The organism is Marinicauda salina, assembly GCF_003122085.1.
In the GTDB taxonomy this organism is placed as follows: domain Bacteria; phylum Pseudomonadota; class Alphaproteobacteria; order Caulobacterales; family Maricaulaceae; genus Maricicauda_A; species Maricicauda_A salina.
Genome location: NZ_QEXV01000003.1, coordinates 172,820 through 194,897, shown reverse-complemented (window position 1 = coordinate 194,897; position 22,078 = coordinate 172,820). Strand labels below are relative to the sequence as shown.

The 22,078-nt window shown below is 69.7% G+C and carries 17 protein-coding genes; 6 read left to right on the top strand and 11 right to left on the bottom strand.

Annotation, left to right across the window (positions count from 1 at the left end):
• Positions 1-6 precede the first annotated feature (6 nt).
• From accC to aroQ, 3 genes are read right to left on the bottom strand one after another with little or no spacing between them, the layout of a single operon-like run.
• Positions 7-1,353, bottom strand: a complete 1,347-nt coding sequence (gene accC / locus DDZ18_RS06410) for an acetyl-CoA carboxylase biotin carboxylase subunit (RefSeq protein WP_109252546.1) — start codon at positions 1,351-1,353, stop codon at positions 7-9.
• A gap of 20 nt (positions 1,354-1,373) precedes the next feature.
• Positions 1,374-1,868, bottom strand: coding sequence for an acetyl-CoA carboxylase biotin carboxyl carrier protein (accB, locus tag DDZ18_RS06405; RefSeq protein ID WP_109253072.1), 495 nt, complete (start codon positions 1,866-1,868; stop codon positions 1,374-1,376).
• Between the two features lie 22 nt (positions 1,869-1,890).
• Positions 1,891-2,346, bottom strand: coding sequence for a type II 3-dehydroquinate dehydratase (gene aroQ / locus DDZ18_RS06400; RefSeq protein WP_109252545.1), 456 nt, complete (start codon positions 2,344-2,346; stop codon positions 1,891-1,893).
• 71 nt (positions 2,347-2,417) lie between these two features.
• Between aroQ and thiS the strand changes: the two genes are divergently transcribed.
• Both thiS and DDZ18_RS06390 read left to right on the top strand, forming a co-directional pair.
• Complete coding sequence (gene thiS, locus DDZ18_RS06395) at positions 2,418-2,651, top strand: sulfur carrier protein ThiS (protein WP_109252544.1); 234 nt, start codon at positions 2,418-2,420, stop codon at positions 2,649-2,651.
• A gap of 2 nt (positions 2,652-2,653) precedes the next feature.
• Complete coding sequence (locus DDZ18_RS06390) at positions 2,654-3,457, top strand: thiazole synthase (protein ID WP_109252543.1); 804 nt, start codon at positions 2,654-2,656, stop codon at positions 3,455-3,457.
• 3 nt (positions 3,458-3,460) lie between these two features.
• On the opposite strand, the gene DDZ18_RS06385 is transcribed toward DDZ18_RS06390, so the two are convergent.
• The 3 genes from DDZ18_RS06385 to DDZ18_RS06375 all read right to left on the bottom strand — a co-directional run bounded on the left by DDZ18_RS06385 (position 3,461) and on the right by DDZ18_RS06375 (position 8,268).
• Complete coding sequence (locus DDZ18_RS06385; protein WP_233245739.1) at positions 3,461-4,222, bottom strand: DsbA family protein; 762 nt, start codon at positions 4,220-4,222, stop codon at positions 3,461-3,463.
• A 39-nt stretch (positions 4,223-4,261) separates the two neighbouring features.
• Positions 4,262-5,656, bottom strand: coding sequence for a M48 family metalloprotease (locus DDZ18_RS06380; RefSeq protein WP_109252542.1), 1,395 nt, complete (start codon positions 5,654-5,656; stop codon positions 4,262-4,264).
• A 110-nt stretch (positions 5,657-5,766) separates the two neighbouring features.
• On the bottom strand, positions 5,767-8,268 hold the full coding sequence (locus DDZ18_RS06375) for an Rne/Rng family ribonuclease (RefSeq protein ID WP_109252541.1): 2,502 nt from the start codon (positions 8,266-8,268) through the stop codon (positions 5,767-5,769).
• A 513-nt stretch (positions 8,269-8,781) separates the two neighbouring features.
• Here DDZ18_RS06375 and DDZ18_RS06370 point away from each other — a divergent pair.
• The 3 genes from DDZ18_RS06370 to prfB all read left to right on the top strand — a co-directional run bounded on the left by DDZ18_RS06370 (position 8,782) and on the right by prfB (position 13,894).
• Positions 8,782-10,026 carry an N-acetylmuramoyl-L-alanine amidase gene (locus tag DDZ18_RS06370; RefSeq protein ID WP_158272087.1) on the top strand — a complete coding sequence of 415 codons (1,245 nt, stop codon included), beginning with the start codon at positions 8,782-8,784 and terminating at the stop codon, positions 10,024-10,026.
• A 117-nt stretch (positions 10,027-10,143) separates the two neighbouring features.
• The gene (locus DDZ18_RS06365; RefSeq protein WP_109252539.1) at positions 10,144-12,693 is read left to right on the top strand and encodes a penicillin-binding protein 1A; all 2,550 of its coding nucleotides are present in this window, start codon (positions 10,144-10,146) and stop codon (positions 12,691-12,693) included.
• A gap of 72 nt (positions 12,694-12,765) precedes the next feature.
• A protein-coding gene (gene prfB / locus DDZ18_RS06360; RefSeq protein WP_109252538.1) for a peptide chain release factor 2 occupies positions 12,766-13,894 on the top strand; the annotation gives its coding sequence in 2 pieces (ribosomal slippage) (positions 12,766-12,834 and positions 12,836-13,894; 1,128 coding nt in all).
• An 87-nt stretch (positions 13,895-13,981) separates the two neighbouring features.
• Here prfB and DDZ18_RS06355 read toward each other — a convergent pair.
• The 4 genes from DDZ18_RS06355 to bcp form a co-directional block, all read right to left on the bottom strand.
• Entirely contained in the window at positions 13,982-14,494 is a 513-nt protein-coding gene (locus DDZ18_RS06355; protein ID WP_233245738.1) for a bactofilin family protein, read from the bottom strand.
• A gap of 61 nt (positions 14,495-14,555) precedes the next feature.
• Entirely contained in the window at positions 14,556-15,791 is a 1,236-nt protein-coding gene (locus tag DDZ18_RS06350) for a M23 family metallopeptidase (protein ID WP_109252536.1), read from the bottom strand.
• A gap of 148 nt (positions 15,792-15,939) precedes the next feature.
• Complete coding sequence (locus DDZ18_RS06345; protein WP_109252535.1) at positions 15,940-16,779, bottom strand: ferritin-like domain-containing protein; 840 nt, start codon at positions 16,777-16,779, stop codon at positions 15,940-15,942.
• A complete protein-coding gene (gene bcp, locus DDZ18_RS06340) occupies positions 16,776-17,243 on the bottom strand; it encodes a thioredoxin-dependent thiol peroxidase (RefSeq protein WP_109252534.1) in 468 nt (155 codons plus the stop codon). The genes DDZ18_RS06345 and bcp overlap by 4 nt, the downstream gene beginning before the upstream one ends.
• 108 nt (positions 17,244-17,351) lie before the next feature.
• Here bcp and DDZ18_RS06335 point away from each other — a divergent pair, with 108 nt between their 5' ends.
• Positions 17,352-20,837, top strand: a complete 3,486-nt coding sequence (locus DDZ18_RS06335; protein WP_109252533.1) for a YhdP family protein — start codon at positions 17,352-17,354, stop codon at positions 20,835-20,837.
• Here the strand turns inward: DDZ18_RS06335 and tyrS are convergent.
• The gene (gene tyrS / locus DDZ18_RS06330; RefSeq protein WP_109252532.1) at positions 20,834-22,072 is read right to left on the bottom strand and encodes a tyrosine--tRNA ligase; all 1,239 of its coding nucleotides are present in this window, start codon (positions 22,070-22,072) and stop codon (positions 20,834-20,836) included. The genes DDZ18_RS06335 and tyrS overlap by 4 nt on opposite strands.
• Positions 22,073-22,078: the final 6 nt, after the last annotated feature.

The following is a 22,078-nucleotide window of genomic DNA, read 5'->3' as shown; positions in this document are numbered from 1 at the left end:
ACGTCCTCAGGCGTTGCGTTCCGCCAGCCAGCTTTCCAGCCAGCGGATGTGGTAGTCGCCGCCGAGGAAGGCCGGCTCCTCGAGCAGCTCCAGGTGCAGCGGGATGGTGGTCTCAATGCCGCCGACGACCATCTCCTTGAGCGCGCGGCGCAGGCGCATGATCGCCTCCTCGCGCGTCCGGCCGTGCACGATCAGCTTGCCGATCAGGCTGTCATAATAAGGCGGGATCGAGTAGCCGGCGTAAAGCGCCGAATCCAGCCGCACGCCGAGACCGCCGGGCGCGTGGAACTCGGTGACCTTGCCCGGCGAGGGCGCGAAGGTGCGCGGGTTCTCCGCATTGATGCGGCACTCGATCGCGCAGCCCTCGAACACGACCTCGTCCTGCGTCAGGTCGAGCTTCTGGCCGTCGGCGACCAGGATCTGTTCCCGGACCAGGTCGATGCCGGTGATCATCTCGGTGACCGGATGCTCGACCTGCAGGCGGGTGTTCATCTCGATGAAGTAGAACTCGCCGTTCTCGTAGAGGAACTCGACCGTGCCGGCGCCGCGATAGCCGATCGCGTTGACCGCCTTGCTGACGGTGTCGCCGATGCGGGCGCGCTCTTCGGCGGTGAGCGCGGGGCAGGGGGCCTCCTCGAGAATCTTCTGGTGGCGGCGCTGCAGCGAGCAGTCGCGCTCGCCGAGATGGATGACATTGCCGTGCTCGTCGGCGAGCACCTGGATCTCCACGTGACGCGGCTGTCCGAGATATTTCTCGATATAGACCGCGCCGTCGCCGAAGGCGGCCTTGGCTTCGGTCGAGGCGGTCTGAAGCGCGTGCTCGAGCCGGGCCTCGTCCTCGGCGACCTTCATGCCGCGCCCGCCGCCGCCGGCGGCGGCCTTGATCAGCACGGGAAAGCCGATCTCCTTGGCGATGCGGCGGGCCTCGTCCATGTCCGACACCGCGCCGCCGGATCCGGGAACGACCGGGATGCCCGCGTCGGCGGCGGCCTTCTTGGCCGTGATCTTGTCGCCCATCAGGCGGATCGTCTCGGGCTTCGGACCGATGAAGGTGAGGCCGTGGGCCTCGACGATCTCGGCGAAGCGCGCGTTCTCCGACAGGAAGCCGTAGCCGGGATGGATCGCCTGCGCGCCGGTGATCTCGGCGGCGGCGATGATGTTGGGCACGTTGAGATAGCTCTGTCCCGCGGGGGGCGGGCCGAGACACACGCTCTCGTCGGCGAGCTTGACGTGCATCGCGTCGGCGTCGGCCTCGGAATGCACCGCGACCGTGCGGATGCCCATTTCCTGGCAGGCGCGGTGGACGCGGAGCGCGATCTCTCCGCGATTGGCGATGAGGATCTTCTCGAACATGATCTGGTCCGCCCGCCGGTTCAGGAGATGATGAAGAGCGGTTCGCCGTACTGCACCGGCTGCGCGTCCTCGACGAGGATCTCCGTGACCTTGCCGGAGCTCGGCGCGGTGATCGGGTTGAACGTTTTCATCGCCTCGACCAGCAGGATGGTGTCGCCCTCCTTGACGGTGTCGCCGACCTTCACGAACGCGTCCGATTCCGGGTTGGGCCGGAGATAGACCGTGCCCACCATCGGCGAGGTGACCGCGCCGGGATGGCTGGCGGCCTCGGCTGCGCCGACCGGCGCCGGGGTCTCCGCTGTGTCGGCGGCCTGGGGCTGAGGCGCGGGTTGCGCGGGCGCGGCGTGCGGGACGGGCGCGTAGGCGGCGGGCGCGGCCGTGATTTCGCGGGCCACGCGGATGCGCAGCTCGCCGCGCTCGACCTCGATCTCGGTCAGCTCGGTGTCCTTGAGAATATCCGCCAGCTCGCGGACGAGCTTGGGATTGATCTGGTTCCGGGACGGGGTCGACGCCATGAGGATGAAGCCTTCTTCGTTCTTATCGCTGCGTGTCTCGATCGCGCACAAGCCGCGCGGCCGCCTCGAGCCCAAGCAAGTAGCTTTCCGCGCCGAAGCCGCTGATCGAGCCGCTCGCGGCCGCGGCCGCGTAGGATCGATGGCGAAACGCTTCGCGCGCGGCGGGCTGGGACAGGTGAACCTCCACGACGGGCAGGTCTATAGCCTTTAATGCGTCATGCAAGGCTATCGATGTGTGGCCGTAGGCGGCCGGATTGATCACGATGGCGCTCGCCCGTTCGGCGGCCTCATGGATCCAGTCCACCAGTTGACCTTCGCTGTTGGTCTGGCGGAACACGATCTCCAGGCCGAGCGCGTCGGCGCGCGCCGCGCACATCGCCTCGATGTCCGCAAGCGTCGCGGCGCCGTATATCTCGGGTTCGCGCGTTCCGAGCAGGTTGAGATTCGGGCCGTTGAGGATATGGACCGGTCGGCTCATGAAGACCGCATGCTCCGCGACGGCGCCTGCGCGCCTTGACTGGGGCCGCCGGTTTTACGACGTGAGGGATCATGGAAACAAGCGATGACGCCCGTACGGACCTGATCACGGTCACGATCAACGGCGAACCCCGGGAGCTGGCCGCCGGGCTCAGCCTCGACGATCTCCTGCGCTCGCTCGATCTCGATCCGCGCAAGGTCGCCGTGGAGCGCAATCTGGAGATCGCGCCGCGATCGGCCTATGACGCGGTCAGGATCGAAGCCGGCGACCGGCTGGAGATCGTGCATTTCGTGGGAGGAGGCTGATCATGGATGACGCCGCAGCGCTTCGCCGGGACGCCGAGGACAAACCGCTCGAGATCGCCGGCCGGACCTTCAAATCCCGCCTGATCATCGGCACCGGCAAGTATGAGAGCTACGAGCAGAACGCCCGGGCGCTCGAGGCCTCCGGCGCGGAGATGATCACCGTCGCGCTCCGCCGGGTGAACCTGTCGGATCCCGACCAGCCGCGCCTGACCGATTTCATCGACTCGAAGGCGTACACCTTCCTGCCCAACACGGCGGGCTGCTTCACCGGTGAGGACGCCGTGCGCACGCTGCGCCTGGCGCGCGAGGCGGGCGGCTGGAACCTGGTCAAGCTCGAGGTGCTCTCCGACCCCAAGCATCTCTATCCCGACATGACCGAGACGCTGCGCGCCGCCGAGATGCTGATCGCCGACGGCTTCGAGGTGATGGTCTACTGCTCCGACGACCCGGTTTACGCAAAGAAGCTGGAAGAGGCGGGCTGCTGCGCGATCATGCCGCTGGGCGCGCCGATCGGTTCGGGGCTCGGGATCCAGAACCCGGTCAATATCCGGCTGATCGTCGAGGAGGCGACCGTGCCCGTCATCGTCGACGCCGGCGTCGGCACGGCCTCCGACGCCGCCGAGGCGATGGAGCTGGGCTGCGACGGCGTGCTGATGAACACCGCCATCGCCGAGGCGAAAGACCCCGTGCGCATGGCCGCGGCCATGAAGCACGCCGTCATCGCCGGCCGCGAGGCCTATCTCGCCGGCCGCATGGCGAAGAAGAAGTACGCCGATCCGTCGAGCCCGCTGGGCGGGCTGATCTAGGCCTCAGCTCTCCAGCGCGCTGTTCAGCGCCGCGTTGAGCGCCTCGATGTCGGCCATCGGCACGACCTCGCCGTCGACGATGAAGAAGGGCGTGCCGGTCACGCCGAGCGTGCGGGCGAGTCCGCGCACGTCGGCGATGTGGCGCTGGATCGCCTCGTCATCCATCGCCGCGCGCATTTCCTCGACATCGACGCCGGCGTCTTCGGCGAGGCTGTCGATCCGCTCCGACGGCAGTTCGCCCGACGCGCTGATCATGGCGTCGTGGAACGCCTCGTATCGATCGGGCTGCGTCCGCCAGACGGCCAGGGCGGCCAGAGAGGCCTCCGTCGACTGCCGGCCGAGGATCGGGAATTCCTTGTAGACGAAGCGGACCTGGTCGCCGTGCTCGTCGAGCGTGTCCTGGACCCATTCCCCGGCGAGGCGGCAATAGCCGCAATTGTAGTCGAAGAACTCGACGATGGTGATCGGGCCGTCGCCGATCACCGGGTCGCGGTCGTCCTCGAACAGCGCAGCGCTGTTGGCCTGCACGGCCGCGGACTGGGCGTCGCGTTCGCGATCCCGCGCGCGGGCCTGCAGCTCGACGAGCGCCTCCTCGATGATCTCGGGATTCTCGAGGATGTAGTCGTGGACGATCTCCTCGATCTCGGCGCGGGTGTAATCGCCCGACGTCCCGGCGTCGCCGGACTCGGTCTGGGCGGCGCCGGAGCCCTGGCCGCAGGCGGCCAGGGCGACGACGGACGCGGTGGTCAGAATGATCTTGCTCACGGGATCCCCTCTGTCTCGCGGGCGGGCTCTGGGCCCGGTTCAGTGTCGGTTTGAGGCGAGGCGCGACGGCACGCGGTCGCGCTGGCGCCGGTTCCATTCGCGGATTTCGTCTTCGGTCGGCTGGGTCACGGCGATGATCTCGGAGGCGCGGATCCAGGCCGGGCTTCCCCGTTCCAGGTCCTCCTTCGCGCGCATCGCGAACTGGTAGGCCTCGATCTCGCCGCCCAGCGCATAGGCGCGTTCGGCGGTCGCGAGCTCGGCCATGGCGGTTTCGCCGAGCGCCTGGTGGGCCAGCGACAGCTGGTACCAGCCCACCGGGTTGTCGGGCTCCTCGCTGAGCGCGAAGCGAAGATGCGTCTTCGCCTCCTCGAGCGCCTCGTCGTCGCCGACGCCGATCAGGGACGCGGCGAGATTGATGCGCAGGAGCGGGGCTTCGGGCATCAGCTCGATCGAGCGCCGGTGGGGCGCGACCGAGTCGTCGATGCGCCCGCTCTCGTAGAGCATCTGGCCCTCGAGTTCGTGGAAGTAGGGATTCTCGGGTTCTTCCTCGAGCAGCGACGCGATTTCCTCGCGCGCCCGGTCGAGGCTGCCCCGCTTGTAGTAGGCCACGGCGCGGGCGTAGCGCGCGGGGATGGACTGATCCGACTCGGGATAGCGGCGGAAGGTCTGCGCCGGCGGCGCCATGAACCCGATGATCTTGCCCTGGATGCGCCGCAGCGTGGCGATCTCCTCGGGCGAATCCGTCACGTCGGTGTAGGGCGAGTCCTCGGCCCGGCGGCGCATCGACTCGATGCGCTCGGTCGACAGCGGGTGGGAGCGGAAATATTCCATCCGGCGCTGGTTCGACATGACTTCCTGGTAGCGGAAGCGTTCGAAGGTCGAGATCAGGCCGTCGGCCGATTGACCGGTCGCCTCGAGATAGCTGAGCGCGGCCTGGTCGGCGGCCGATTCCTGGGCGCGCGTGTAGCGCAGCATGTCGAGCGTGGCGAACTGCTGGCCCGAGGCCATGATGGCCGCGCCGGCGCCGCCTTCGCCGGCCAGGGCCGCGGCGAGGCCGATCGCCATGGTGCCGATCATGGTCGCCATCGCGCCGCGCGTGGCGCCGCCCATGCGGGCGAGGTGGGCGCCGTCGATATGGCCGATCTCGTGGGCGATCACCCCCTTGAGTTCGTTGGGCTGGTCGGCGGTGATGATCGCCCCGGTGTGCATGAAGATGTTCTGCCCGCCCGTGACGAAGGCGTTGAACTCCATGTCCCCGACCAGGTGGATATCGACCGCTTCGGGCGACAGCCCGGCCACCTCGACCAACGGATCCGCGTAATCGCGCATCACCGCTTCGATCTCGGTATCGCGGATGAGACCCTGCGCGGCGGCGTTGCCGCCGAGCGAAAGCACGGCGAGTCCGGCCATGAACCAGGTTCGTACGCGACGCATCACAGCGCGACCCTTCTTCGGCGCCCCTCCGCGCCCATCAAGATAGTCGTTCCGAGCCGGTTTCGCATCCCGCCCGCCGCGCACGAGGCCGTGAACCGCGAACGACGCGCTCAACCGAGGCCGAGAAACTTGCTCGAACGCTGCCACCAACCCTTCTTGCGCGGCCCGGACTCCTCGGATTCGTTGTCGCCCTGATCGCTGTCCGCCTTGTCCTGGGCCGGCGCCGGCGCGGCTTCGGGTTTCGCTTCCACCTCGGCTTCGGTTTTCTTGCGGGACGCGGACTTGCGCGGCTTGCGCTTCGGCGCCGGCTTTTCGGACTCGGATTCGGGCGCCGTCTCGGAGGTCGTCTCGGCGGGCGCCGGCTCGGCCTCGACCTTCGCCGCGTCGTCGTCGGCCTTCTTCTTCTTCCGCGACGGCCGTTCGCGCTTCGGCGGCGCCTCGGTCGAGACGAGGTCCTCGCCGCCTTCCGGCTCGACCACGTTCAGAACGTCGCTCGTCTCGGCTTTCTCCGCGGGAGCGTCGGCCTTCTCGCCAGCCGGCGCCGGTTCAGCCGCCTTGTCGCCGCCGGCTTTTCCGCCGTCGTCGGCCGAAGCGGCGTCCTCGCCGCCCTCGGCGCGGGTCTCGGACGTGCGCCGGCGGCGACCGCGGCCGCCCCGGCGTCCGCGGCGGCGGCGTTTCGACGGCTTGGCTTCGCCCTCGGAAGGCTGCTCGCCGGCGGCGGCGGCGGACTCGCCTTCCTCCTCGGTCGCGGCTTCGGCCTCGGCCTCCTTCGCCTCGGCCTCGGCGGTCTCGGGCTTTTCGGACCGGGACTTGCGGCGGCGACCGCCGCGCCGGCGATCGCGCCCGCCTTCGCGGCGGGTCTCCTCTTCGCCGGTCTCGGGGCCGGTCTCGGGGGCGGTCTCGACGGCGGTTTCGACGCCGGCCGTCTCGGTCTCGACCTCGACCTCGGTCACCAGCGCGGCTTCGGAGGCGGCCTCGGCCTCGGCCCGGGCGGCCTCCTTGCGGGATTCGACGCGCTCGAGCTCGCAGTGCGGGCGCATCATCGACGCGTCCGCCGTGACGGACACGCGCATGTGGAAGCGCTCCTCGATCGCGCGCAGGTGATCGCGCTTCTCGTTGAGGAGATAGAGCGCGACCTCTTCGGGCGCAGTGAGGCGGGCGTGGGCGGTGCGGCCGCGCACGCCTTCCTCCTCGAGCGTGCGCAGCGCGACGAGCGCGCTCGATTCGACCGAGCGGATATGGCCGCTGCCGTCGCAATAGGGGCAGGGCTGGGTGGAGCCCTCCATCAAGCTCGTGCGGCGGCGCTGGCGCGACATCTCCAGCAGGCCGAACTGCGAGATGCGGCCCATCTGGATGCGGGCGCGGTCCTTCTTGAGGACGTCCTTCATCTTCTTCTCGACGGCGCGGACGTTCTTGTTCTCCTCCATGTCGATGAAGTCGATCACCAAGAGGCCGGCGAGGTCGCGCAGGCGCATCTGGCGCGCCGCCTCCTCGGCGGCCTCCAGGTTCGTGCGCAGCGCGGTCTGCTCGATATTGCGCTCCTTCGTCGACTTGCCGGAGTTGACGTCGACGGAGACCAGCGCCTCGGTCGGGTTGATGACGAGATAGCCGCCGGATTTCAGCTGCGCGACGGGCGAGTAGATCGCCTCGAGCTGGCTTTCGACCTGGTGGCGCAGGAAGAGCGGGGTCTCCTCGCGATAGTGCTGGACCTTCTTGGCGTGGCTCGGCATGAGCATGCGGATGAAGGCCTTGGCCTCCTTGTAGGCCTCGTCGCCCTCGACCAGGATCTGCTCGATGTCCTTGTCGTAGAGGTCCCGGATCGCGCGCTTGACCAGATTGCCTTCCTCATAGATGAGCGTCGGCGCGGTCGACTTCAGCGTGAGCTCGCGGATCGTCTCCCAAAGCCTTAGAAGATAATCGTAATCCCGCTTGATCTCCGCCTTCGTCCGAGACGCGCCGGCGGTGCGGATGATCAGCCCCATGCCGGCGGGCACCTTGAGCTCGTTGACCGACTCCTTCAGGCGCTTGCGGTCGGAGGCGTTGGTGATCTTGCGCGAGATGCCGCCGCCGCGGGCGGTGTTCGGCATCAGCACGCAATACCGGCCGGCCAGCGAGAGATAGGTGGTCAGCGCCGCGCCCTTGTTGCCGCGCTCTTCCTTGGCGACCTGGACGAGCAGCACCTGGCGGCGCTTGATCACTTCCTGGATCTTGTACTTGCGCAGCAGCTGGCGGCGCTTGCGCGCGGCCTCCTCGATGATCTCCTCGTCATCGGCGCCGTGCGAGGACAGCTCCTCGGAATCCGGATCGGGCGCGGATTCCTCGGCGAGCGCGGCTTCCGCCTCGCGCAGCGCCATCCGGTCGGCGTAGGGGATCTGGTAGTAGTCCGGGTGGATTTCGTTGAAGGCGAGAAAGCCGTGCTTGTTCCCGCCATACTCGACGAAGGCCGCCTGGAGCGACGGCTCCACGCGGGTCACTTTCGCCAGATAGATGTTTCCCCGGATCTGTTTCTTGGTCGCGGACTCGAAGTCGAAATCTTCAACGCGGTCGGATTCGACGACGACCACCCGGGTTTCCTCCGGGTGTGCGGCGTCGATCAGCATTTTTCGGGACATTCACAGTTACTCCGCGCCGCAGCCCTGACGGCGGCGCGCCTGTCGGGCGCGCTGATCGGGGCGGTCGGCGATTGTTGGGGCGCGTCGCGGGCCGGTCTTCAGGGATTGACGCTGTGGCTCGCGCTTCGCGCATCGGGTCGTTTCCTTCGGCGGGCAGGGCGGATCGTCTCTCTGAGGGGACGCCGGCGCCCGCCGGGTTGATCGCTTCTCGGCCGGAGCGCGGCGCGCGCGCTCCCGGTCCAGAAATCCTCGTTTCATCACGGCCCGCCTTGTCCGCCGGAGCGGCGTTGCGGGCGGCGCGCCGCATGGAGTGCAGTCCGGACCGGAGCAATGGGCCGCCCGGCGCCGGACGCGCGGCGTGTGGTGAACATGCACCAGAATTCGGACGATGAAAAGCGAGCAGGCTCATGATACTCAGGGGATATGGGCGCTAACCGATTATCAAGCAAACAGCCGCAAGCTGCCTTGCAACGACCTGCGCATTCCCAGCGCGGGCGCATCGGGATGGTGGCGATGGTGACGATGATCCGGCGAATCATCCAGGGCGGATTGGCTGTTGCGGCCGCGGCGCTGACCGGCGCCGCCTCGGCGTCCGACATCACGGCGGTGCGTTTCGGCGAGCATGACGAGTACACGCGCATCGTCGTCGAGACGTCGCGCCCGCTCGAGTTCGAGACTTTCACGCTCGCCGAGCCCGAAGGCCGGCTGGTGATGTCGCTTCCCGGCGCGCGCTGGGCGGCGTCCGACCTGCCGGGCGGCCGGGGGATCGGCCACGGTCTCGTCGGCCGCTTCGATTTCGACGAATCCGGGCAGGCCCCGCGCCTGATCTTCGCGCTCGACCGGCCCGCGCTGGTCCGGGAAAGCTTCTCGCTGGATCCCAATGGCGGCGGCTATCGGCTCGTCGTCGACATCGAGCCGGTGAGCGAGGACCGCTTCGCGCAGGCCTCCGGCTTTCCCGAGAGCAGCCGCACGATGACCGAGCTGCTCGCCACGCATGCCCGCATCGATTACACGCCGCCCTCCTGCGAGCGCGTGCGCGTCGTCATCGATCCCGGCCATGGCGGCCGCGATCCCGGCGCGCTCGCCCAGCACGGCGGCGGCGACGAGGCCGACGTCAATCTCGCCGCGGCCCGGGAGCTGCGGGACCTGCTCGTCGCCACCGGCCGCTACGAGGTCGTCATGACCCGCGACAACGACGAGTTCGTCGAACTCGAGGAGCGCATCCGGATCGCGCAGGAGGCCGACGCCGACCTGTTCTTCTCCATTCACGCCGATTCCGCGGGCGCGTCCCACACGCCGCGCGGCGCGGCGGTCTACACGCTGGCCGACCGCGCCGTCGACCGGGCGCGAGACCGCGCCATCCGCGAAGGCGACTGGTTCCTCGCCGACCGGGCGCGGCCTCAGGCGGTGAACAATCTCCTGCTCGACATGTCTCTGCGAGAGAAGCGCAACCAGTCGCTGGTGTTCGCCGAGACGCTGCTCGGCGAAGTCTCCGACGTCGCGCCGCTCTTCCACGGCTCGCCGCGGCAGCGCGGCCTCTACGTCCTGCTCGACTCCCAGGTCCCGGCCGTGCTGTTCGAGATGGGCTTCCTGACCAATCGCCACGACGCCCGCAATCTGAACGATGCGGGATACCGCCGCCGCCTGATGCAGGCCGCGGCGTCGTCGATCGAGACCTATTTCGAACGCTGCGGCGGCGGCGAGCAACGCTCGCGGATCGTCGCCCAGCGCTCGGCCGGCGCCTCGCCGAGCCGCTGATGCGTCCTGCGGCCCGGCTTGGATTCGGCCGGCGGCTGAAGTCATAATGACGCCCAACAAGCCGTGCTAGGAGACGCGTCGCGTCGAGGGGAGGCGCGGCGTCGCGTTGAGGGCCTGATGAAGCTTTTCACCTGGAAGAACGCCGCGCGTGCGGCCTTGTGGGGCGGCGGCGCGACGGTCGTCCTCGGGCTGGCGGCGGTGATCGCCGCGGCGGTCTATGTCGTGCGCGTGACCGACGACCTGCCCGACTACCAGCAGCTGGCGGAGTACGAGCCGCCGATCATGAGCCGCGTGCACGCCGGCGACGGTCTGCTCATCGCCGAGTTCGCGCGCGAGCAGCGCGTCTTCGTGCCGATCGACAACGTTCCCCCGCTGGTGATCAACGCCTACCTGTCGGCCGAGGACAAGAATTTCTACGAGCACGGCGGCGTCGATTTCCTCGGCATGGCGCGCGGCGTGAGCCGGTCGGCGATCCAGCTGGCGCTGGGGCGGGGCGGTCCGCTGCAGAGCGGCTCGACCATCACCCAGCAGGTGGCGAAGAACTTCCTCTTCTCTTCGGAGCAGCGCATCGAGCGCAAGGTGCGCGAGATCGTCATCGCGCGGCGCATGGAGCGCGCCTTCACCAAGGACGAGATCCTCGAGCTGTATCTCAACGAGATCTATCTCGGGAACCGCGCCTACGGCGTGGCGGCGGCGGCGCTGAACTATTTCGGCAAGTCGCTCGACGAGCTCGAGCTGCACGAGGCGGCCTATCTCGCCGCGCTGCCGAAGGGGCCGTCGAACTACCATCCCGAGCGCGAGCGCGAGGCCGCCATCGGCCGGCGCAACTGGGTGCTCGAGCGGATGCACGTCAACGGCTACATCACCGCCGAAGAGCGCGACGCCGCCCAGGCGGCGCCGCTGACGACGACCGAGCGCCTGTCGGGTTCGCGCTATCTCGCCGCGGAGTATTTCGTCGAGCAGGTTCGCCGCGAGGTGTTCGACCGCTACGGCGAGGACCAGCTCTATGACGGCGGCCTGTCGATCCGGACCACGCTCGACACGACGATGCAGCTCACCGCGCGTCGCGCGCTGCGCAACGGGCTGGAGGATTATGACCGCCGCCACGGCTATCGCGGACCGCTGACGCAGCTCGAGACGCTGGACGACTGGGCGGCGCAGCTGGCCGAGTTCGAACCGCCCGCCGATCTCGACGAGGGCTGGACCGTCGCCGTCGTGCTCGACCTGACGGCCGAGGATGCGCGCATCGGGCTGCTGAACGGCGATCGCGGCCGCATCCCGCTCTATGCGCTCGAGTGGGCGCGCGAGCCCGGCCGGCGCGAAAACGGTTTTCCCACGCTTGGCGATCCGATCGAACGTCCCGCCGATGCGCTGTCGGTCGGCGACGTGGTGCTGGTCGAGCAACTCACCCAGGCCGACGCGCCCGAAGCCGACGGCGACGAATCCGAGATCGTCGTCGGGGCCGACGATTACGGCCTGCGCCAGATCCCGGAGGTCAACGGCGCCATCCTGGCCCTCGACCCCCACACCGGCCGCGTGCTCTCCATGGTCGGCGGCTATTCCTTCCAGCAGAGCCAGTTCAACCGCGCCGTTCAGGCGCAGCGCCAGCCGGGCTCTGCGTTCAAGCCGTTCGTCTACACCGCCGCGCTCGACAACGGGTTCACCCCGGCGAGCATCATCCTCGACGCCCCGTTCGCGGCCTCCGGCGGCTCCGAGCTGCGCTTCTACCGGCCGCAGAACTATTCCGAGGAGTTCTACGGCCCCTCGACCCTGCGCCGGGGCATCGAGCTGTCGCGCAACGTCATGACGGTCCGGCTGGCCCAGGACATGGGCATGCAGCCCATCGTCGAGTACGGCGAACGCTTCGGAATCTACGAGGATCTCGAACCCGTGCTGGCGATGGCGCTCGGCGCCGGCGAGACGACCCTGCACGACCTGGTCAGCGGCTACGCCGCGCTGGTCAATGGCGGCCGCCTGATCGAGCCGACGATCGTCGACCGGGTGCAGGACCGCTCCGGCGACACGATCTATGTCCACGACCCGCGCCCGTGCGAGGGCTGCGACGCCGAGGAATGGCGTCCCGACCTCGAGGAGCCGGAGCTGCCCGAGCTGGGCGAACAGGTCGTCGAGCCCGCGACCGCCTATCAGATGGTGCACCTGCTCCAGGGCGTCGTGGAGCGCGGAACGGGTACGGCGCTGCGTTCACTCGAGCGCCCGCTCGGCGGCAAGACCGGAACCACCAACGATTTCCGCGACGCCTGGTTCGTCGGCTTCAGCCCGGACCTGATCGTGGGCGTCTATGTCGGCTACGACACGCCCCTGCCGCTCGGTTCGGGCGAGGCCGGCGGGCGGGTCGCCGCGCCGATCGTGCGCGACTTCCTCGAGCCGACGCTGGAGAACTACCCCGTCGCGCCATTCCGGGTGCCCGAGGGCGTCCGCCTGGTGCCGATCGATTCGCGCACCGGCGAGCCCTCCGTCATCGGCCGTCCGGGCACGATCCTCGAGGCGTTCCAGCCCGGCACCGAGCCGGTTCGCGGCGAACGTCCCGAGGACGAGGCGCTGTCGTTCGGCTCCGGCGCGCTCGGCGGCTCCGGCGAACGCGACGGCGAGACCGGCGACGACGATGAAGGCGAGGACGAGGACGACGCGCTCGGCGGGTTGTACTGATCCGGGCGGCTGTCTATTTCCTCGACCGAACGCGCGATCCGCGAATCGAATACGCGACAAGGGAGCGCCCGAATGCGCGCCGAAATCTCCGCCCTCAAGGACTCCATCGAGCAGTCGTCGGAACTGCTGAGGAGGCGTCTTTGACTGGGATACAGCCCGGAAACGCCTCGACGAACTGAACGCGCGCGCCGAAGACCCCGGCTTCTGGGACGATCCGCAGAAGGCCCAGTCGCTGATGCGCGAACGCAATCGCCTTGAAGGCGCGATGACGGAGGTCCGCGAGATCGAATCCGAGCTCGCGGACAATCTGGAGGTCGCCGAACTGGCCGAGGCCGACGGCGACGAGGCGCTGTTCGACGAGGCGCACGCCGCGCTCAAGGCGCTGTCCGATCGCGCCGGCCGGGCCGAGGTCCAGGCCCTGCTGTCGGGCGAGGCCGATTCGAACGACAGCTATCTCGAGATCCATCCCGGCGCGGGCGGCACCGAGGCCCAGGACTGGGCGGCGATGCTCGCGCGCATGTATACGCGCTGGGCGCAGGCGTCGGGCTACAAGGTCGAGGTGATCGAGGAACAGCCGGGCGAGGAGGCCGGGCTGAAGTCGATCACCCTGCTGGTGCGCGGCGACAACGCCTATGGCTGGCTGAAGACCGAGGCCGGCGTGCACCGGCTCGTGCGCATCTCGCCCTATGACAGCTCCGGTCGCCGGCACACGAGCTTCGCCAGCGTCTGGGCCTATCCGCTGATCGACGAGGCGATCGACGTCGAGATCGACGAGTCGAAGGTGCGCACAGACACCTATCGGGCCTCCGGGGCCGGCGGTCAGCACGTCAACAAGACCGATTCCGCGGTCCGGCTGACCTACGACATGCCGGGTCAGGACAGCGCGATCGTCGTGCAGTGCCAGAACGACCGCTCGCAGCACAAGAACCGGGCGCGGGCCTGGGACATGCTCCGCGCGCGCGTCTACGAGCTGAAGCTGCAGGAGCGCGAGGCGGCCGCCCAGGCCGAGGCCGAGGCGAAGACCGATATCGGCTGGGGTCACCAGATCCGGTCCTACGTCCTGCAGCCCTACCAGATGGTCAAGGATCTCCGCACGGGCGTGGAGACCTCGGACACCTCCCGCGTGCTCGACGGCGATCTCGACGCCTTCATGGCCGCGGCGCTGGCCGCGCGCGTCGGCGGCGGCGAGGCGGAAGCGTAGACGCGCGCGGGAACGCGGCTGCGGGAACGAAAAAGGCGGGCCGCATGCGGCCCGCCTTCATCGTGTTCAGCCCGGTTCGCCGGCTGTTCAGTTCTTCATCGCGAAGGGATCGCCCGACGCGGCGGCCGCCTTTTCGCCGCCGCCGGAATTGGTCGCGCCGCCGCTCGCCGCGGCGCCGGGGGCGGGCGGGGCCGACGGGGCCGAGCGCGTTTCGCCGGCCTGGGCCTTGCCGCCGCTGCTCGCGCTCGATCCGGTGATCTTGCCGCTCTTCTCAGAAAGCGGATCGGAGGAGCGGTGGCAGTTGCCGTCGAAGTAGGCGCCGCTCTCCACGGCCAGCGAGGCGTGGACGATGTCGCCTTCCACCCGCGCCGTCGAGGCGAGCTGGATCTGGCGCGCCCGGAGCGATCCCTCGACCCGGCCGCGCACGACGATGCTTTCGGCCGTCACCTCGCCCTTCACGGAGGCTTCCTCGCCGATGGTCAGCGATCCGGCGTGGACGTCGCCGTCCACGGAGCCGTCCAGCTGGACCTCGCCGTCGGACATGATCGATCCGGTGATCTGCAGATCGGCGCTGAGAATCGAGGGGGCTTGGGACTTCATGGCGGACCTTTTCGTCGAAGCGGGTGCGGCCTCGTTCTCGGTGACGGGCGGCGATTCTTTCTTACTGAACATAGCGTCCGGCTCTCAAAAAGCGTTCAGGGTCGAGGTGCTGGCCGTCGAACCAGACCTCGTAATGCAGATGCGTCGCGGTGGATCGTCCGGTCGAGCCCATTCCCCCCAGGCGCTGACCGGCGGTGACCTCGTCACCCCGCCGCACGTCGATCGAGTGCAGGTGACCGAATCGCGTTCGGAACCCGTAACCGTGATCGACCTCCACGGTGCGACCATAGCCCGCACGCCAGCCGGCGTAAACGACGCGGCCCGGCGCGGTCGAGACGATGGGCGCGTTGCGGTAGGCGGCGAAGTCCTTGCCGGCGTGGAAGGCGGGCCGGCGCGTGAACGGATCGACCCGCTCGCCATAGCCGCTCGTCTCGCGGTGACGCGTGCCGATAGGCACGCCGAGCGGCAGCGTGCGCACCATCGATTCGAGCTCCTCGGCCTCGACCAGGCGCGAGGCGATGCGCGACACCCGCGCATTGAACGGGTCCTCGCCGCTGACGAAGGCGTCGGAGAAGAAGGGGCTGTTCTCCAGCGCGATAAAGGGGCCGCCGGTGCCGCCGTCCTCGACAGGGGCCTCCTCCAGGACGTCGTCGATTCGCAGGCCGGTCAGGCGCAGCACGGCGCGCAGGTTCTCCAGTCGGGCCTCGGCGGAATCCTCGGCTTCGGCCAGGACGGCGTCCTGTTCGGACACGAGCGCGGCGACGCGCTCCTCGGCGGGGCCGTCGACGTCGATGTCGGAGTCGAGCGAGACCAGCGCGGTGCGCGGGGCGGGATCGGCCGTCGTCGCCGCCATCAGGATGCGCCCGCCATCGAGGCTCGGGCTGAGATTCTGGTCGCCGATCTGCAGGTCCTCGGCGAAGTCGAGCAGCCGGCGCAGCGTCTCGTGGCGGATCTGGAACTCGCCCGCGGTGCGGTCGAACGCGTTGGTGCGTGCCTCCAGGTACGCGATCGCGGCGGCTTCGGCCGCGCGCATCTCCTCGATCTCGGCCTGGTATCGCGCCTCGAGTTCGGCGAAGCGCGCCGTCTCGCGGTCCATGGCGTGGCCGCCGAGCATGAGATTGACCGAGGCGATCGTGATCCAGGCCGCGATCGCGCACACCGCGCCCACCGCCCCGACCTGCATGCCGGTGGTCAGAACGAAATAGCGGACCTGGCCTTCCGTCCGGTGATATATCTGCCGCTCCGGGAACCGCTCCTTGAGCGCTTCCCACGGACCGGCGAGAATGCGTTTCACCATTCCTACCTGCTCGCCGCGATTTTCGGGCCACCCCTCATGAATGCGGAATGTGGCACGATCCTCCGATCGTTTTCAACAAAGCCCGCGCATCCGCAAGGGCGAATAGCCGCTGGTCATGCATGATGCGGGCCGGGCGTTAACAAATGACCTAGGCGTTTGAACCGCTTCCGCCGGCCAGCGGCTCGTACATCCGCCGCGGCAATCCGGCGCGCCCCCGGGCCTCGATATTGAAAGGCGGCTTGAGGCCGCCGTTGAAACGCGCCGAGACCAGCTCCCGGAACCGGGTTTCGGGATCGGCGTTCTCGGCGGCGCAGACATGGTCGAACCAGCGCGCGCCGGCGGCCACATGGCCGATCTCGTCGTTGTAGATCACTTCCAGCGCCGCGGCGCTGTCCGCGTCGCCGGCGGATTTCAGGCGCTCGATCATCCCCGGCGTCACGTCGAGCCCCCTGGCTTCCAGCACCATCGGGGCGACGGCGAGCCGGGCGGCGAGGTCGTCGCTGGTGTTCCGCGCGGCGGCCCAGAGCCCGTCATGGGCGGGCAGGTCGCCGTAATCGCCGCCGAGCGCGCGGAGGCGGCCGCGCACGAGGTCGAAATGACGCGCCTCGTCGTCGCCGACGCCGATCCAGTCGCCGATGAAGGCGGCGCGTTCCTCCGCGGCGATCCGCGGATCCGCGCCGAAGCGGGCGACCAGGTCGAAGGCGAGGTCGATGGCGTTGAACTCGATATGGGCGACGGCGTGGAGCAGCGCGAAGCGGCCGGCCTGCGAGGTCAGCCGCCGCCGCGGAACCTGGCCGGGCGGAACGAGCTGCAGTCGGGCCGGCCGGGCGGGGCGGTCAGGCGCGAGGCCGGGCGCGCCTTCATCGGGAAGGCCCAACCGGCCCGCGCGCCAGTCGGCGGCGACGCTGCGGGCCGCGCCGGCCTTCTCCGCCGGATCCGCCGCCTCCAGGACCCGGCCGGCGGCCTCGCGGACATCGGTCCCCGTCATAGGTCGCGAACGGCCTCCAGCACCTCGTCGACATGGCCGGCCACCTTCACCTTGGGCCAGACGCGCCGGATCACGCCTTCGCCGTCGATGAGGAAGGTCGCGCGCTGGATGCCCATCGACTTGCGGCCGTACATGTTCTTCTCGACCCAGACGCCGTAGCGCTCGCACACGTCGCCGTCGGCGTCGGAGGCGAGCGTCACCTTGAGATCGTGCTTGTCGCGGAACTTGCCGTGCTTGGCGACCGTGTCCTTGGACACGCCGATCACGGCGGCGCCGGCCGCCTCGAAATCGCCGATCTTTTCGGTGAAACCGACGGCTTCCTTGGTGCAACCCGGCGTGTCGTCCCGCGGGTAGAAGTAGAGGACGACCGTCCGGCCCCGCAGCGCGGACAGGGACGCTTCCCCGCCGTCGTCGGTCGGGAGCGTGAAGTCGGGGGCCTTGTCGCCGGGCTTGAGTTCGCTCATGAGACAGTCTCCTCTCGCGCATGCGCCGGGCTCGCGGGGCTCCGGCCGGCGCAAACATTGTCCGGCGGCTCCGCTTCGTCCAGTAGCGATGGTGAATTCTCCGATCTGATGCGCCGCGCCGCTCGCCTTTCCCTGCTCTACGTGCTCGAGGCGCTCGCCGCCCTGCTGGCGCTCGTCATCTTCACCGCCGGCGCGGCGTTGTGGCGGCTGGCCGAGGGGCCGGTCGACGCCGAGATCGTGCGCCCGGCCATGACCGACGCCTTGCTGGAGGCCTTCGAGGGCGACGCCGCCGCGATCAGCGCGCTGACGGTGAGCTATGACCCGGCGCAGGCGGCGATCGTCCTGGCGGCGCGCGATGTCAGCATCGCCGCGGCGGGCGGCGAAGTGGTCGCGCGCGCGGATCGCCTTGAAGCGGCGCTCGCCCTCGACCGGCTCATCATCGGCCGCGCCGCGCCGGTGCGCCTCGAGGCCGAGGGCGGCGCCTTCGCCCTGGTGCGTCGCGCCGACGGAACGATCGCCGCCGGACTTGGCCGGCCCGAACGTTTCCTGTCGCCCGCGGCGCCTTCGGAAGGCGGCGGCCTGCGCACGCTGCTCGGCGGTCTCGCCGACGCGGAGGGAGAGGGCATGCTCTCCCGGCTGCGCGAGATCGATTTCCGCGGGACCGACATCCGGATCCGCGACGAGGTCTCCGACCTGTCGCTCTTCTTCGACGATGCGCGCGCGCAGGCCGACCTCTCCGACGCGCGCGTGCAGGTGGACATCTCCGGCGCGCTGGTGACCTCGGCGGGGCGCGCCCCGGTCGCGTTCGGCGTGGAGACCGATCGCGCCCTCGAGACCTTCTTCCTCGATCTGCGGGTGCGCGACCTGGCGCCCGCCGCGGCCGCGCCCCGGCGCGGTCCGATGGCGTGGCTGTCGGGCGTCGAGGCGCCGGTCGACATCGAGGCCGTCATCGACGCGACCCAGGCCGACGGCCTGCGCTCGGCTTTCGCCGATCTCAATGTCGGCGAGGGGGTCATCCGCGCCGCCGGGGAAGTTCACGCCATCGAGTCGGGCGGCGCCGACATCGTCTTCGACATCGCGCGCGGCGAGATCGAGGTGAGCGAGCTCGTGGTCCGGTCGGACCTTCTGCAGCTGGACGCGTCCGGACGGTTGTTCGCGCTTTCCGACTTCCAGGGCGCGCTGCCGGGCGAGGCGCGGTACGAAATCGCGGCCGACGCGGGCGTGCTCGATCTCGGCGGCGTGTTCCCCGAGCCGATCGCCTGGGACCGGGTCGCGGCCTCCGGATCGCTGCGGCCGTTCGACGTGCGCATGGGCTTCGAAACGCTCGAGGCGGAGGTGCCCGGCGCGGTCGGGCGTTTCGAGGGGGCGGTCTCGCTGGAGGTCATCGACGGGAACCTGCTTCCCAATGTCCGGCTCGAGGGACCGATCGACGGGGATATCGGCAAGGCCGACGTTCTGCGCTTCTGGCCGGTCGATTTCGCCCTCGGCGCGCGCGACTGGCTCAGCCAGAGCATTCTAGGCGGCCGGCTGTCGCGGGCGCGGATGGACATGGACATCTCCGCCGCGGCGCTCGCGGATCGCTTCATCGAGGACGAGGCGCTGTCCCTGAGCTTCCATTTCGCGGATGCGGACGTCCGCTACGTCTCCACCATGACGCCCCTGCGGGGGCTGACGGGCCAGGCCGAGCTGCGCGGCAATTCGCTGTCGCTGACCGGAACCGGCGCGTCGATCGGCGAGATCGAGGTCGAGCGCATCTTCGTCGAGATTCCGCGCCTCAACCCGAAAGGCGCGACGGCGCGCTTCGGCGGAACCGCGCGCTCGGCGGCCGAGCCGGTCATTCGCCTGCTCGACCAGGAGCCGCTCGGATTCGCGAGCGATTACGGCATCGACCCCGCCCAGTTCGACGGCGTCGGGACGATCGATTTCGAGATCCGCCGTCCCATGCGCCGCTTTGTTCCGGTGGAGGAAATCGGCTTTGACGTGTCTGCGGAGTTCGGCGACGTGACCGGACCGGCGGGCCTGCCCGGTGCGCGCTTCACCGACGGCGACGTGCGCCTCGAGGCGGATCCGTCGGGAGTGACGGCGAACGCCGAGGCCACGCTCGCGGGCAGCCGCGCCGATATCGTCTGGACCGAGGCCTTCGGCGGCGAACCCGATGCGCCGAGCACGGCGATCGAGATCGCCACGACCATGGACGGCCGCAGCCTCGACGAGCTCGGCCTGCCGCTGCGCCGGTTCCTCGACGGGTCCGTCGGGCTCGAGGCGGTCGCGCGCGGGCGCGGCTTCGAGTTCGAGACGCTGGAGGTTTCGCTCGATCTCGCCGACGCGGCCGTCGCGCTTCCCGCCGATCTGTGGAGCAAGCCCGCCGGGGCGCCCGGCGCGGCCGCGTTCCGCGCCGTGTTTGCCGAGAGCGGCGCGCTGCAGCTCGACGGCATCCGGGCCGAGGCGGAGGGCGCCGCGCTGCAGGCCAGCGTCGGGCTTGCGCCGGACGGGCGCCTGCTCGACGCGAGCGCGGAGCGGGTCTTCCTCGAGGACGTCATGGAGCTGAGCGCCGCCGCCGATCGCCCCGAGGGACCGGACGGACCCCTGCGGGTCCGCGTCACCGGGGCGTATCTCAACGCCCGCGACATCTTCGACCGCGTGCTGCGCGCCAGCGGTTTCGCCGCCGAGGAGGCCGACGACGAGGAGGACGGCGTCTTCATCTTCGAGGGCGCGGTGGAGCAGGTCGCGGTTCGCGACAGCCGCTTCCAGGACGTCGACCTGTTCCTGCGCAGCGGGCCCGACGGGCTGGAGCGCTTCGCGCTGGCCGCGCGCTCCGGCGCCGGACCGGTCGAGGTCGCGTTCGGCCCGGCGGGAGACGGGACGGGGGAAAGAACGCTTACCGCCTCGACGGCGGACGCCGGCGGCCTGCTGGCCGCCTTCACCGGCTACGATAACGCGCGGGGCGGGGCGCTGGTCCTGTCCGGTCGGGCGCCGCCGCTCGGCCAGAGCGGCGGCCTCGCGGGCGACATCCAGGTCGACGACTTCACGCTCGAGCGTCTCCCCCTGCTTGCGCGGGTCCTCGCCGCCGGCTCGCTTGAGGGGCTGGCCGGCCTGCTGAGCGGGGAGGGCATCGTGTTCGAGACCCTCGAGGCCGGCTTCGTGTGGAATGACGGCGTGCTCGAACTCGAATCCGCGCGCACCGCCGGTCCGTCGCTGGGCGTCACCTATAGCGGCGTCGTCGACTTCCAGCAGGAGCGCCTCGCCCTCGACGGCACGCTGCTGCCGTCCTACGGCGTCAATTCCGCGCTGGGCGGCATCCCGGTGCTCGGCGAACTCCTGACCTCGCGCCGGGGCGAAGGCGTGTTCGGCGTCACCTTCTCGGTGTCGGGTCCGTTCGAGGAGACCCGCGTCGTGGCCAACCCGCTCTCCGCGCTGGCGCCGGGCGTGTTCCGCCGCATCTTCGAGGGCACGTCGGCCGAGCGCGAGCTGGAAGCGCTCGAGGCGCAGCGCCGCGCCGCCGAGGAGGCGGCTGAAGATGCGGAGGAGTCCGCCGATCCGTCCGGCGAGGACCCGTCCCCGTCGCCGGACTCCGATCCGGGATCGGAAGGCTAGACCGGCCGGACCAGCGCGTGGCGCTTCTTGCCCACCGAGAGCTTGATCGCGCCGTCGCGCAGATCCTCTGCAGACAGCGCGCGCTGGGGGTCGTCGACGACGGCGTCGTTCACCCGCGCCGCGCCCTCCTTGATCTTGCGTCGCGCCTCGCCGCGGGAGGCGCACAGCCCGGCGTCGGCGAGCGCGGCGACGAGTCCGGCCTCGCCGCGCTCGAACGCGGCGGCGTCGATCTCGACCGTCGGCAGGCCGGCCCCGGCGCCGCCGGCGAACGTGGCTTTCGCGGTCTCTTCGGCGTCGCGGGCGGCCTGCTCGCCGTGGAGCATGGTCGTGGCGGCGTTGGCCAGCGCGACCTTGGCGGCGTTGATCTCGGCGCCGCCCAGCGATTCCAGCCGCGCGATCTCGTCGAGCGGGAGATCGGTGAACAGGCGCAGGAAGCGGCCGACATCGGCGTCCTCGGTGTTGCGCCAGAACTGCCAGTAGTCATAGGCGCTGAGCAGGTCCTCGTTGAGCCACACCGCGCCCTCGGCGGTCTTGCCCATTTTCGCGCCGGACGCCGTGGTGATGAGCGGCGTGGTCAGCCCGTACACCTCGACGCCGTCGACGCGACGGCACAGCTCGACGCCGTTGACGATATTGCCCCACTGATCCTGTCCGCCGATCTGGAGCGTGCAGTCATGGCGGCGGTTCAGCTCGAGGAAGTCGACGGCTTGGAGCAGCATGTAGTTGAACTCCAGGAAGGTCATCGGCTGTTCGCGCTCGAGCCGCAGGCGCACCGAATCGAAGGTGAGCATCCGGTTGATCGTGAAATGCCGGCCGTACTCGCGCAGGAATTCGAGATAGCCGTAGCCGGCGAGCCACTCGTCGTTGTCGACGACGAGACAGGCGTCGAGATCGAGCAGGCGCGAGAACGGCTTGAGGATGCCTTCCTTGTGGACGGCGATCTGCTCGGGCGTCAGCAGCGGGCGCGCCGAATCCTTGCCCGAGGGGTCGCCGATCTTCGTCGTCGCCCCGCCGAACAGCACGATCGGGCGATGGCCGGCCTGCTGCATGCGCCGGAGCATCATGATCTGGACGAGGCTGCCCACGTGGAGCGACGGCGCGGTGAGGTCGAATCCGATATAGCCCGTGACCGGAGCCTTGGCCGCGGCCGCGTCGAGACCGTCGAGATCAGTCGCCTGGTTGACGTAGCCGCGCTCGACCAGTGCGGAGACGAGGTCCGACTTGGTGTCGGTCATGGGGTT